This window comes from Blastomonas sp., assembly GCF_030373265.1.
Lineage (GTDB): Bacteria > Pseudomonadota > Alphaproteobacteria > Sphingomonadales > Sphingomonadaceae > Blastomonas.
The window spans coordinates 210,448-222,620 of record NZ_JAUCZC010000001.1 but is presented as its reverse complement, the minus strand read 5'-3'; the positions used below and the strand labels follow the sequence as shown (position 1 = coordinate 222,620).

14 protein-coding genes are annotated in these 12,173 nt (G+C 62.7%); 10 read left to right on the top strand and 4 right to left on the bottom strand.

All coding sequences use genetic code 11. The annotated features are described in order from the left end of the window. Positions 1-33 precede the first annotated feature (33 nt). The 5 genes from QUV11_RS01045 to QUV11_RS01025 all read left to right on the top strand — a co-directional run bounded on the left by QUV11_RS01045 (position 34) and on the right by QUV11_RS01025 (position 6,191). Complete coding sequence (locus QUV11_RS01045; RefSeq protein ID WP_300880031.1) at positions 34-1,674, top strand: methyl-accepting chemotaxis protein; 1,641 nt, start codon at positions 34-36, stop codon at positions 1,672-1,674. Between the two features lie 222 nt (positions 1,675-1,896). Beyond that, complete coding sequence (locus tag QUV11_RS01040; RefSeq protein WP_300880057.1) at positions 1,897-3,228, top strand: M48 family metalloprotease; 1,332 nt, start codon at positions 1,897-1,899, stop codon at positions 3,226-3,228. A gap of 97 nt (positions 3,229-3,325) precedes the next feature. Further along, complete coding sequence (locus tag QUV11_RS01035; protein ID WP_300880030.1) at positions 3,326-4,108, top strand: DsbA family protein; 783 nt, start codon at positions 3,326-3,328, stop codon at positions 4,106-4,108. Positions 4,109-4,113: 5 nt separating this feature from the next. After that, positions 4,114-5,142, top strand: a complete 1,029-nt coding sequence (locus QUV11_RS01030) for a M48 family metallopeptidase (RefSeq protein WP_300880029.1) — start codon at positions 4,114-4,116, stop codon at positions 5,140-5,142. A 152-nt stretch (positions 5,143-5,294) separates the two neighbouring features. Next, complete coding sequence (locus tag QUV11_RS01025) at positions 5,295-6,191, top strand: OmpA family protein (protein ID WP_300880028.1); 897 nt, start codon at positions 5,295-5,297, stop codon at positions 6,189-6,191. A gap of 150 nt (positions 6,192-6,341) precedes the next feature. On the opposite strand, the gene QUV11_RS01020 is transcribed toward QUV11_RS01025, so the two are convergent. Together QUV11_RS01020 and QUV11_RS01015 are read right to left on the bottom strand one after the other, a co-directional pair. Continuing rightward, positions 6,342-6,719 carry a VOC family protein gene (locus QUV11_RS01020; protein ID WP_300880027.1) on the bottom strand — a complete coding sequence of 126 codons (378 nt, stop codon included), beginning with the start codon at positions 6,717-6,719 and terminating at the stop codon, positions 6,342-6,344. A 99-nt stretch (positions 6,720-6,818) separates the two neighbouring features. Beyond that, complete coding sequence (locus tag QUV11_RS01015) at positions 6,819-7,427, bottom strand: HD domain-containing protein (protein ID WP_300880026.1); 609 nt, start codon at positions 7,425-7,427, stop codon at positions 6,819-6,821. 120 nt (positions 7,428-7,547) lie between these two features. Here QUV11_RS01015 and QUV11_RS01010 point away from each other — a divergent pair, with 120 nt between their 5' ends. Genes QUV11_RS01010 through QUV11_RS01000 form a run of 3 tightly spaced genes read left to right on the top strand, consistent with a single transcriptional unit; the run spans position 7,548 to position 9,820 of the window. Further along, positions 7,548-8,645 carry a sensor histidine kinase gene (locus QUV11_RS01010; protein WP_300880025.1) on the top strand — a complete coding sequence of 366 codons (1,098 nt, stop codon included), beginning with the start codon at positions 7,548-7,550 and terminating at the stop codon, positions 8,643-8,645. Further along, complete coding sequence (locus tag QUV11_RS01005; RefSeq protein WP_300880024.1) at positions 8,642-9,448, top strand: LytTR family DNA-binding domain-containing protein; 807 nt, start codon at positions 8,642-8,644, stop codon at positions 9,446-9,448. Before QUV11_RS01010 ends, QUV11_RS01005 begins: the two co-directional genes overlap by 4 nt. Next, entirely contained in the window at positions 9,449-9,820 is a 372-nt protein-coding gene (locus QUV11_RS01000; RefSeq protein WP_300880023.1) for a bleomycin resistance protein, read from the top strand. An 18-nt stretch (positions 9,821-9,838) separates the two neighbouring features. On the opposite strand, the gene QUV11_RS00995 is transcribed toward QUV11_RS01000, so the two are convergent. Beyond that, on the bottom strand, positions 9,839-10,294 hold the full coding sequence (locus QUV11_RS00995; protein ID WP_300880022.1) for a nucleoside deaminase: 456 nt from the start codon (positions 10,292-10,294) through the stop codon (positions 9,839-9,841). Between the two features lie 150 nt (positions 10,295-10,444). Between QUV11_RS00995 and rpmB the strand changes: the two genes are divergently transcribed. Beyond that, positions 10,445-10,726 (top strand): 50S ribosomal protein L28, encoded by a 282-nt coding sequence (rpmB, locus tag QUV11_RS00990; RefSeq protein WP_300880021.1) that lies wholly within the window; start codon positions 10,445-10,447, stop codon positions 10,724-10,726. Position 10,727: 1 nt separating this feature from the next. Further along, the gene (locus QUV11_RS00985; RefSeq protein WP_300880020.1) at positions 10,728-11,195 is read left to right on the top strand and encodes a Rid family hydrolase; all 468 of its coding nucleotides are present in this window, start codon (positions 10,728-10,730) and stop codon (positions 11,193-11,195) included. On the opposite strand, the gene QUV11_RS00980 is transcribed toward QUV11_RS00985, so the two are convergent. Continuing rightward, positions 11,164-12,144: an esterase-like activity of phytase family protein gene (locus QUV11_RS00980; protein ID WP_300880019.1), complete on the bottom strand. Its 981-nt coding sequence runs from the start codon at positions 12,142-12,144 to the stop codon at positions 11,164-11,166. The two genes, QUV11_RS00985 and QUV11_RS00980, sit on opposite strands and share 32 nt — an antisense overlap. Positions 12,145-12,173 lie beyond the last annotated feature (29 nt).

The window sequence follows — 12,173 nt, the reverse complement described above, 5'->3', positions numbered from 1 at the left end:
AGCGCGGACCGACAAGCTAAAGGAGACGCCCGAATGTCACGCCAGTTGTGGCTGGATATATCCGTGCACGCGCGCATTGCACCGGGCATCGTCAGAACCGACCTCACGGCCGATTCCGACGCAGGGCGGGCCTTTCGGCTGGCGCAGTTCCTGCACGCCAGCAAGGGCTCGGTTGCCCTGGTTCCGGCGGTGGTGATCACCGGCCCGGTGGTGAGCTGGTTCAGCTGGGGGAGCACGGGCTCGGGCTGGGTGCTTGCCGGATCGATCATGATCGTGCTTGCGGTCTCGGCATTCTGTCTGATTCATCTACGGGCGTTACGCCTGCGCGCGGACGACCATGATCTCGATCCAGCGCTGGTTGCGCTGAACCTGTGGTTGCGCGCTGTTATCATCTTCGCCGCGGTCGGCTGGTCGGCGATCACGATGGGCATGCTGATGTCTCCCAGCCAGAGCATCCGCGTCCTGGGCCTGCTGGTCGCCATTGCGCACATCGCCGTAGGGGCGATGGGCTCGTTTACCCTGCCCACCACCAACCTGATCTGGCTGGTCGGATCGGGGATTGGGCTCGTCTTTGCCATAGAGCTGACCGACACCAGGGTGCCGGCCTCGCTCTACCTTCTCCTGCTGGTCTATCTGTTCGCCTTGTGGCGGACCAACATCCTGATCTGGAACTTTTTCGCGCACGCCATCATCCAGTCTCGCGAGCTAGCAGAAGCCCGCGAGCAGCAGTTCGCGCTCGAACAGGAGCAGCTCAAGGGCCAGGCCGAGCTTGATCTCAAGGCGCACAAGATGCTGTCCGAACAGGGCAACCGCCATGCCGCCGAATGGCGGGCGGGCATGGCCAGCCTCGCAGGGGCATTTGAACAATCAGTGGTGCAGACGGTCGAGAAATTGAGCGATGCGCTGTCCCGGCTGGCCGACTGCTCCGACGCACTGGGTGCAATCGGCGAGGAAACCGGCGCGAGTGCCGCGATGGTGACGAGCCGGGCCAACAATGTCGGGCGGTCCGTGCAAAATGTCGCCTTTGCGGCAAGCCAGCTCAGCACTTCGGCCAGCACCATTGCGCACCAGATCGACGAGCAGCACCGCGCCGCAACCCTTGCGCGGGCATCGTCCCGCGAAGGCAGCGAAGCGATCGGCGCGCTGGCAGAGGAAGCCGCCAAGGCGTCCCAGATCGCCAACTTGATCGAAGAGATCGCATCGCACACCAATCTGCTGGCGCTCAATGCCACCATCGAGGCTTCGCGCGCCGGGGAAGCCGGGCGCGGCTTTGCGGTGGTCGCCCATGAAGTCAAGCAGTTGGCCGGCCAGACCCGCGGCGCGATCAACTCGGTGGGCCACACGGTCGATGGCATCCGGACCCAGATGACCTTGGCGGAAACAACGATCAACTCGATCGCCGACCAGATCGACGTGGTAAATGCCGGTGCGGTTCACATCGCGTCCGTCATCGCCGACCAGGGCAAGGCCACCTGCGACATCAATGACCATGTCAGCCAGGTTGCGAGCGATGCCCGCAGCATGGAGGAAACCGCACGCAACGTCAGCAGCCATGCCGAGCAGGTCCGGCAGATGGCCGCCGATATGCGGACGATAACTGCCCGCTTGCAGGAGCAGGCAAGCCAGTTGCGCCGCGCCAGCAGTGCGTTCCTCGAACAGCTCAGCTTCGCCTGACCGGACCACCCCACGCTTTGTCGGATTGTGGCGGGCAAGGCTGTCCAATGCCGCCTCGCCGCGCTAGGCTGTCGATCTCTTCGGCGGATTTCATACGCCATTCATCGCCGTGCGATCATGGGGCGGCATGACAGGACACGACGTTCGGGCTAGAAAACACGGGTGGCAATGAACACGGACACAGCAGGCTGGAACAAGACCGTCAGGCAGTTCGCGGCCCGGATGCTGGCCGTCTGCGCCTTGCTGATGTTTGCGGTACAGCCTGTTTCGGCGCAATCGATCCTGCGCGACGCGGAAACGGAAGCGCTGCTCGCCGACATGTCGCGCGACCTGATCATCGCCGCCGGACTGCTGCCATCGAATGTCAACGTCGTGGTCATCAACGACCGAAGCATCAACGCCTTTGTCGCCGGAACGCAGGATGTATACATTCACAGCGGATTGGTCGAGGCGGCGGGCAGCGTGAACGAGGTCCAGGGCGTGATCGCGCACGAACTCGGGCATATCGCTCTGGGCCACTCGATCACGCGCTCGGAAAGCGCGTCCAAGGCGAGCAAGATCACCATCCTGTCGCTGCTGCTGGGGATCGCGGCGATGGCTGCCGGTGCCGGTGAAGCTGGCTTGGGGATCATGGGCGCCGGCCAGCAGGCAGCGCTCGGGAAGTTCCTGGCCCACACCCGTGGCGAGGAAGCGGGAGCGGACGTTGCCGGGGCGAAATATCTTTCGCAGGCCGGGCTGACTGGCAGGGGCTCGATCAATTTCTTCAAGCGTCTGCAAAATCTCGAGTTCCGCCTCGCGATCCCGCAGGAAGACAGCTACAACCGGTCGCACCCGCTATCGGGCGAACGCATCACGCTGCTGCAGGAAATCTACGAGAACGACCCTGCCTATAACACGCCCGTCGATCCCGAACTGGAAGCCCGTTTTCAGCGGGTGAAAGCCAAGCTGGTCGGCTATGTCGCCGATCCGCCCGAAACGCTGCGCGATTATCCTGAAACCGATCAGAGCGTGGCGGGGCGCTATGCCCGCGCCTATGCCTGGCACAAGAGCGCCTATCCCGACAAGGCGCTGGCAGAGGTCCGCTCGCTGCTCGCTGAAGCACCCGACGACCCCTATTTCCTCGAAATCTACGGCCAGATCCTGCTCGAATCGGGCAGACCCAATGAAGCGCTCGCGCCGCTGCAAAAGGCGGTGGCCAACACCAATGCCCAGTCCTTGATCGCAGGGGTTTACGGTCATGCGCTGATCGCCACCGAAGACCCTGACAACCTGCCCGAGGCTGAGCGCGTGCTCCGCGCATCGCTGGCCCGCGACGCGGGCAACCCGTTTGCCTGGTATCAACTGGGTGTCGTCTATGAAAGCCGCGGCGACCGACCGCGTGCAGCCCTTGCCAGCGCGGAACGCTATGTGCTGCAGGGCAACGCCGAGCTTGCGCTGCGCAGCGCAGAAGAAGCGATGATCGGACTGCCGCAGGGCAGCACAGACTTCATCCGCGCACAGGATATCGCCATTCTGGCCCGCGACGCGGTTGAACGCCAGTCGCGACGCCGTTAAGCGTCGAGCCACTTCCCTTATTACCATCAACCGAAGGCCCGCCATGACATCACCCACCCCCTCCTCAGGCGAGCCCAAATCAAGGAACTGGCTGTTCATGGCTGTTGCCGCACTTCTCACCATCGCAGCCGGAATCGGCACCTTCATGTGGCAGAGCGGCGGGCTCACCGCGCCGGCTACCGGGGAAGCTGGAACCGATGCCAATGCCGCGGCAGCAGCAGCCGGATTCGACACCAAGGACAAGGCCGCGATCGAGGCGATCGTCCGCGCCTATATCCTGGAAAACCCGGAGATTATCCCCGAGGCGATGCAACGGCTGCAAGGCAAGCAGGCTTCCAAGCGCATCGCTTCGGTGAGGACCGAAGTGGAGACGCCGTTTGCTGCTTCCTATGCGGGCAACCCCGAAGGCGATGTCGTGCTGGTTGAGTATTCCGATTTCGCCTGCGGGTTCTGCCGCCAGAGCGTCAGCGACGTGACCCGGCTGGTGAGCGAGGACAAGGGCCTCAAGGTCGTCTTCCACGAATTGCCCATCCTCTCGGATGAAAGCCGCATAGCCGCTGCCTGGGGCATGGCCGCGGCGAGGCAGAACAAGTATTTCGCATTCTACAAGGCGATGTTCAACGCAGGTCGCCCCAGCCAGGCGACCATCGAGCAGGCGGCGAAGACTGCAGGCCTGGACATGGCTGCGGCGCGCAGCTTCGTCGCCACGAAACAGGCGGATGAGGTTATCGACGGCAACATCCGGATCGCGCAGCAGCTCGAGTTCAGCGGCACACCGAGCTGGGTGGTGGGCAACAAGGTGCTCAACGGCGCGGTCGGTTATGACGAGCTGAAAGCTGCCATTGACGAGGCTCGCGCCGCAAAAACGGCTGCGGGCTGAGCCGCATGCGGATCTACCAGCGATGGGCGCTGACGCTCGCGCTGGGCATGGCCGCCATCGGCTCGGTTCTGCCAGCCGCTGCAAATCCCGCAGCCGGGCAAAGCGCGGCCTTTAACGACCTGCGCGCGTCGGATGTCCGGGTGCTCTCGGTCGGCTACCGCCTTGCCACCGCCAATGCCCCGTTCTGCCGGTCGACCGAAAACGCCGGTGGGCTGACGCTGCACCATATCGGCCAGTACCCCGATGCCGCGGCCGCCAAATCCTCGTTCGGTTTTGCGCGGGATTACGCGGTGCTGGCGCTGGTCGGCGATGGGCCAGCCGCCCGGGCGGGAGTTCGCGCCGATGATGCAGTGGTCGCGCTGAACGGCGCGCCCTTTGGCGCTGCCCCGGCCGAGCTTGAGGCCATCGACCAGCCCGAGGCCTATCGTCCGGTCGCTTGGGCAGACGCGAAGCTGCGCTCGGAACTAAGCGCCGGGCCAGTCACGCTAACTGTGCTGCGCGATGGCCAGACAATCGATTTCACCCTGACCGGCACGCCAGCCTGCCGCAGCCGCTTCGAGCTTCGCCCCAGCGGCGACTACGGGGCCTCGGCGGATGGCGATATCGTCGGCATCACCGTCCCCATGCTCGATTTCATGGTCGACGACGACGAACTGGCCGCGATCCTGGCGCACGAGATGGCGCACAATCTGCTCGAGCATCGCAAGCGGCTCAACGAGGCAGGTGTCCAGCGCGGCCTGCTCCAGCAAATCGGGCGCAGTGCACGCCTGACACTCGCCACCGAGATCGAGGCTGATCGGCTGTCAATCTGGCTGATGGCAAATGCCGGGTACGATCCGGGCGGCGCTGTCCGGTTCTGGACGCGCTATGGCAAGCAGCGCGGCAAGGGCATATTCTCGGCGCCAACGCATTACCGCTGGAAAAAGCGGGTCGGTCTCTTCGAGGCGGAAATGGCAAAGCTGGTGGCTGCAGCCAGGGATCCGCGCGGCTGGTATCCGCCGCTGCTGGCCGCGCCAGTGGTGCCGCTCAAATAGCGGGCAATTTCCTTTTGGTGGCTTGGCGTTCCTCGCCTCACCGCATGGAACGCTACGTTTCGCCGTGATTTCCGAGTCGCTCCGGGAACAGAATCGCCTGCCAGACCATCTCCGGGGGACAGGGACGAATTTATTCCTCAAGGAACACCTCAATGCATTTTCATGCCAAGCCCTCGGGCATCCGTATGGCTGTCGTCGCGATGGCCCTCTCGGCGTCTACCGCCATCGTTGCGCAAGAGTCCCCGCCCCTGCAGGCCGATGTCATGGCACAGGGTGAACAGCTCCCCGATCCTGCCACCATGACCGAAGGTCCTGAGATCAAGGGCGTGCTCACCGCGCGTCAGGGCGACCGCATCCAGGTCCAGACCGAAGACGGCGCTCGCACCATTCTCCAGATCAATGACCAGACCCGGGTGCGCGCGACCGGCGGACTGTTCGGGGCGAGCCGCACCACGCTGGATGACGGCGCGCTGCTCAACGGATTGCCGTTGACGATCAAGACGCTGCAATCGGGCGATGCCCTGCTGGCGAGCCAGATCACCTTCAAGAATACCGATTTCAAGACCGCATCGATGATCCGTACCGGAACCTCGCAGCAGTTCGCCGAGCAGTCGGCCGCGACAGAGGCACTGCGCGGGCGCATGGGCGATATCGACCAGTATAACGTCAAGGCGACGACCAATGTCTATTTCGACACCGCCAAGGCGCAGTTGAGCGAAGATGCCAAGGCGCAGCTGTGCGCCGCTGCGGGCTCCGCAGAGCAGATGGACAATGCACTGATGCTGGTCGTGGGCTATACCGATGCCGATGGCGAGCAGGAGTACAACCAGGCACTCAGCGAGAAGCGCGCTGCCAGCGTGATCAACTATCTGCAGCAGCAGTGCAAGTGGAAGCCCTATCGCATGCTGACCCCCGCGGGCATGGCAGAGGCTGACCCTGTCGCCGACAACATGACCGAAGAAGGCAAGGCGCAGAACCGCCGGGTCGCGGTGAACATTCTGGTCAGCAAGGCCGTCGACGGACTGTACGCTGACAACGCTGCGCGTTGAGTGCCTGCGGGATTCCGAAGGGATGACACGGGGGTGTCGGTCGGTCGCAGACGGCGACACCCCAACCCCGCTTCGGCCTCACCCACGTCGGGCGGTGAAGCGGCAGACGAAATAATGATCTCACGATTGTACCGGTGCGCGACTGCCAGACTAGTCTTTCGCCGCGCTCAGCGCGATCCTGTTACCCTCGCTATCTTCGATCTCGGCTACAAAGCCGGCTTCGCCGATGTCTTTCTTGGGGTAAAGGATCGCGGCTCCCTGCGCTTCAGCGCGCGCTAGCACGGCATCGATATCCGCAACATCGAAATATAGCACAGGCCCTGCCTTGGCGGGCTTGTATACATTCCCCTGCGCCAGCGCCCCGCTCGCGCCGCGGCTGCCGTCGGCTCGTGGAAAGAACGCCATCGCATAGCCGTCGACCGTACCCCGCCTCAATTCGTACCCAAACACGGCCTCATAGAAGCGCACGGCCCTTTGCATGTCGCTTACCGGAATCTCGAAATACACGACGGGGTTGGTCGTGGTCACCTCGCTGCTGGACGCTCCGACCTGAGCTTCATCTAACGGCGGTCCACAAGCTGCCAAAAACACGAGACCCGGTGCCAATCCCAACCAGCGCATAAGGTCTCAGGCCGCCTCGACCGCCTTGGCGTACATCGAGTTGATCGGCCGGGCCATAACCCGGCGCAGCATCGGCTCGAAGAATTCGAGCGGTTCGCTGGCATAATCCGGATCGAACGCTGCCTGATCGTACTTTTCGCAGAATTCCGCGCAGGCCTCGAAATACGGGGAACCACGGAAGTTCTCGCGGACGTTGCGGTCACCGCCGATGTAGTGGAAATAATAATAGCCCTGGAACGCGCCATGGTTGGCGCAGATCCAGTGGATTTCCTCCGATACGAACGGCTTGATGATCGCTGCGGCGACGTCTGGGTGGTTGTAGCTGCCCAATGTGTCGCCGATATCGTGGAGCAGCGCCATCACGACATAGGGCTCGTCGCGGCCATCGCGATGCGCGCGCGTCGCGGTCTGCAGGCTGTGCTGCATCCGGTCGATCGGAAAGCCGCCGAAATCGCCGTCGAGGAGCCGCAGATGCTTGAGAACACGGTCGGCAAGGCCCCCGGCAAAGTCGCGATACTGGCCCGCGATGATCGCCCAGTCTTCCTGGGTACCATTCGTCATGGCGGTGAACTTGGCCCGGTCCTCGGGTGCCAGGGTGTCGGTGGTGTCGCTCATGCGCGCGGATCCTCTCGTTCTCGTTGTGCCAAGCCTAGCCCAGCACCGCCGGCGATGCAAAAATTAGTGGGCCAAAATTTTCTGGGGTGATGGCACAAATCCGGCTAAGCCGTGTTCCCTATGGCGATGCTGCCCTTCAAGCCGACACCGTTCTTTGCCAACAAGAATCGGGCTTTCTGGAACCTGCAGACCTTGGGTTGGGCAGGAGCCCTGGCGCTGCGCGGCATTTCGGGGCTCGCCAACGGCCAGCCGATCTCATTCCTGGTGCCGATCATCATCGCGACGATCACCGGCTATTCGATCTCGTTGGTGATGGGGGTGATCTACCAGACGCTGATCGATCGCAAGCCTCTGGTTACCTGGGGGATCACGCTGATCGTGCTGCTGACCGGCTCGGCGCTGTTCGCCTTTGTCGATGCGTGGGTGGCGACACTGTATCGTCCTGGCAGCGTGAGCAACTTTACCGCCATCCTGCTGGGCGCGTTCTATCTCGACCTTACGCTGCTGGGTGCCTGGTCGGCGTTGTATTACGCGATCAACTTCTTCCTGCGGATCGAGGAGCAGCAGGACCAGATGCTGCGGCTGGAGAATCAGGCGACCAGCGCCCAGTTGGCCATGCTGCGCTACCAGCTCAACCCGCATTTCCTGTTCAACACGCTCAACAGCATCTCGACGCTGGTGCTGCTCAAGCAGACCGAGCCTGCCAATGCGATGCTCTCGCGGCTGTCGTCGTTCCTGCGCTATACGCTGGCAAACGAGCCGACCGCGCGGGTGACGCTGGCGCAGGAGGTGGAGACACTGAAGCTCTATCTCGACATCGAGAAGATGCGCTTCGAAGAGCGTTTGCGCGCGCATTTTGACATCGAACCCAATGCTGCCTTTGCGCTTCTTCCGTCTCTGCTCTTGCAGCCGCTGGTCGAGAACGCCATAAAATATGCCGTGACGCCGAAAGAGGACGGTGCCGACATCACGATTTCAGCGCAACTCATCGGACCTCTGCTGCGTATCACCGTAACCGACACAGGGCCCGGATTGAAGAAGCAAGGCACTACGGCCAATGCGTCAACCGGGGTCGGGCTGGCGAATATCAGGGACAGGCTGTCCCAGGCTTATGACAACAATCACCGGTTTGAGACGCGATCATCACCCGGGGGCGGCTATAGCGTGATTATCGAAATTCCGTTTGAAACACGCGAACAAAGGCAATTACAGGCATGACCATCCGCACCATCCTGATCGACGATGAAAAACTCGCCATTCAGGGCATGCAGCTTCGGCTGGAAAAGTTTGACGACATCGAAATCATCGACACCTGCCTGAACGGGCGCGAGGCGATCCGCAAGATCAAGACGCTGAAGCCGGATCTGGTGTTCCTCGACATTCAGATGCCAGGCTTTGACGGCTTTTCGGTGGTCAAGGGCATCATGGACATCGAACCACCTCTGGTGGTGTTCTGCACGGCGTATTCCGAGCATGCCGTGAAGGCATTCGAAGCCCAGGCTGTCGACTATCTGCTCAAGCCCGTCGATGATGTCCGGCTCGCCGATGCGATAGACCGCATCCGGGAGCGCATCCGCGACAAGAAGGGCCGCGAAGAGGCCGACAAGCTGATGAACGTGCTCAACGAAGTCGCGCCCGACGCGGTCGAGGCGCTCGACTTTGGCGAGGACGACGAGGCCGCAGGGTCGAACCGCTACGAAAAGCTCATCAACATCAAGGATCGCGGCCAGATTTTCCGCGTCGATGTCGACACCATTGAGCGGATCGATGCGGCAGGCGACTATATGTGCATCTACACCGGCGACAATTCGCTGATCCTGCGCGAAACGATGAAGGATCTGGAAAAGCGGCTAGACCCGCGCAACTTCCAGCGCGTCCATCGCTCGACCATCGTCAATCTGGGGCTTGTCCGCCAGGTCAAGCCGCACACCAACGGCGAGTGTTTCCTGGTGCTCGAATCGGGCGCGCAGGTGAAGGTCTCGCGCAGCTATCGCGACGTGGTGGCGAGGTTCGTTCACTGATTGATGGATCACGCCACCCCCAATCTCCCTTCCCGCAGCTTCGACCGTACCGAGAGCTTCTACGCCGGTCTGGGCTTCGAGCGGGAATGGCGGGACGAGGGGTGGCTGATTCTGGCGCGCGGCGGATTGACGCTGGAATTCTTTCTGCATGCCGAGCTTGACCCTGCGACAAGCTGTTTCAGCTGCTGCCTGCGGCTGGATGATCTCGACGCCTTCATCGATCAGACGGTCGCCGCCGGCATTCCCGAAACGACCGAAGGCTGGCCGCGGCTGCATCGTCCCAAGGCCGAAGCTTCGGGAGAGCGGATCGGTTACATGGTCGATGCCGATGGCACGCTGCTGCGGCTGATCGCCAACCCTTCGGCGATCTGACCCCCTTGCCATGCGGGTTCAGCGGCGGGTGAGGAAGAAATCCTTCAACAGCCCTGCCGCTTCTGCCTCGCCTACGCCTGCATAGACCTCGGGCTTGTGCAGCACCGTGGGCTGCTGGAACAGTCTGGGGCCGTGCTCCACCGCCCCACCCTTGGGGTCGCTCGCAGCATAATGCAGTCTTGCGATCCGGGCGTGAGCGATCGCGCCGGCGCACATCGCACACGGTTCCAGCGTTACCCACATTTCGCATCCTGTGAGCCGATCGTCCCCCAACGCGGCACAAGCCGCGCGGATGGCCATGATCTCTGCATGAGCGGTCGGATCGTGCAGTGCACGCGGCTGGTTGTGCCCTTCCCCGATCACCCTGCCCTGTCGGACCACGATCGCGCCCACCGGAACCTCGCCAAGCGAGGCGGCCAGCCTGGCAAGGTCAAGCGCCTGGGCAGCAAATTTGCGGGCATGATCCAGTGTCATCAGCGCGCCCCTAACTCCATCGCTGTTGCCCTGCCAGCAATATTCGCGCATAGGATCGCCTACGCGCTTCGGCAAAGGTTGACTTGGGCACGCTCTGCCGCTAACCGCCGCTGCTTCATAAACACAACGTTTCATCAGGATTCTTACACCATGTCGCGGATTTGCGAACTGACCGGCAAGGGCCGGATGGTGGGCCACAATGTGTCCCACGCCAACAACAAGACCAAGCGCGTATTTCTGCCCAACCTGCAGAACGTCACGCTGATGAGCGAAAAGCTCGACCGCAGCTTCAAGCTGCGCGTTTCGACCGCGGGCTTGCGCTCGGTCGAACATGTCGGCGGCCTCGACAACTGGTTGATCAAGACCAGCGAAGAAAAACTCTCGGCCCGCGCTGCCAAGATCAAGCGCGAGCTTGCCAAGGCAGCGGCCTGACATGGCCCGCCAGCGCGTCTTGCTGATCGCAAGCGCGCTGGGCCTCGCTACCGTGTCGCACCCTGCCCTGGCAGGGTCGCGCACGACGGCGCAAGTGCTGTATTCCGAAAACGCCGAAGAACGCGCCTTCCAGGAGAGCGCCGGCTTCAGCGATGCGGTTATCCTGCATGATGGCACGATCTACCTGTCCGGTATCGTGGTTGGCCCCGATGCCGACGAGGCCGCGTTCAATCGCGCCTATCGCAGGATCAGCGATATCCTGATCCGCGCAGGTTCCAGCTGGGAAGACGTCGTTGACGTCACCAGCTACCACACCGACATCGATAAGCAGATCGGTCCGATGTCTGCGGTGCAGAAGCAGTATCTCGCGCCACCTTTCCCGGCATGGACTGCGATCCAGGTTACTCGCCTGTATCTCCCCGAGGGCAGGACCGAGATCAAGGTCGTGGCGAAGCGCGCACCTCGCTGAACTCGAACTTCAGCAACAAACTGCGCTGGACGATGAGAAAATTGTCGTCCGAAATGATCCAGACAATTGTCTTGCCGCCTTCGCGCTCGACCGCAATCCCCTCCATGTTGTCGACTGGGAGCGGTGGCTCCAAGGTGGCGATCACCCTGGGCGTCACCATAGCCCCCGGAAACACCGCCTGCGCCTTGATGACGCCGATCTTGGCGCTGACCCCGCTGACGAAACTGAAGCGCCTGTGCAGCGCCAGCAGCCGCCCGTCGGGCAGCGCCGTGATATCGGTGATGCGATAGCCCTCCGGGGGACGATACGCGAAGGACCGGGATTTCGTACCCGGTTCGGCCGGGTCGCCCGCAAAGATAAGGCCGGCCGTCACCCCCGGCTCCACTCGATGGGACTCGGCGAAAACGACAAAGCTGCCATCCGCGCGGCGCAGGATAGCTTCTGCGCCCCCATTCTTGGGCCAGTCGGCCATCGCCGCAGGCCGCCCCGTAGCCTCGGCCCGGGCAAATCCTGGTGAATAGCGTCGGATACGGTGCCGCTGCTCGAATCCGACCCAGAACCGCCCCGTTACAGGATCATGTGCCAGGCTTTCCGAATCCTGGTCGTACTTGGTGCTGCGTTCGCCCTTGCGCACCGGCAGCGGCGCAACGAAGCTGTCATGGGCTATCGCGCCATCGCGCATGGTAAAGCCCGCGAGGATCGCGGCATCGCTGAGCGCCAGCAGCCGGCCGCCGCCCATCGCATGCAAGGCCGAGAAGCCGCCAAAGTCGCTGTTGTCGCTTTCCAGCTCCCAGCCATCCACCAGGGTGAGCGGTCCCTCGCCCATACGGTGCGGCAGCGGCGGGAGATCGACCGGGCGCTTGAGCGCGATCTGCTGGCTGGTGTTGGGCGGTACAGGAGAATCCGCGACGAACGCGCCGGTGCCCAGAAAGAACAAGAGCGACGTCAACGCCAGCGTGCGGCGTATTCTCACGAGAC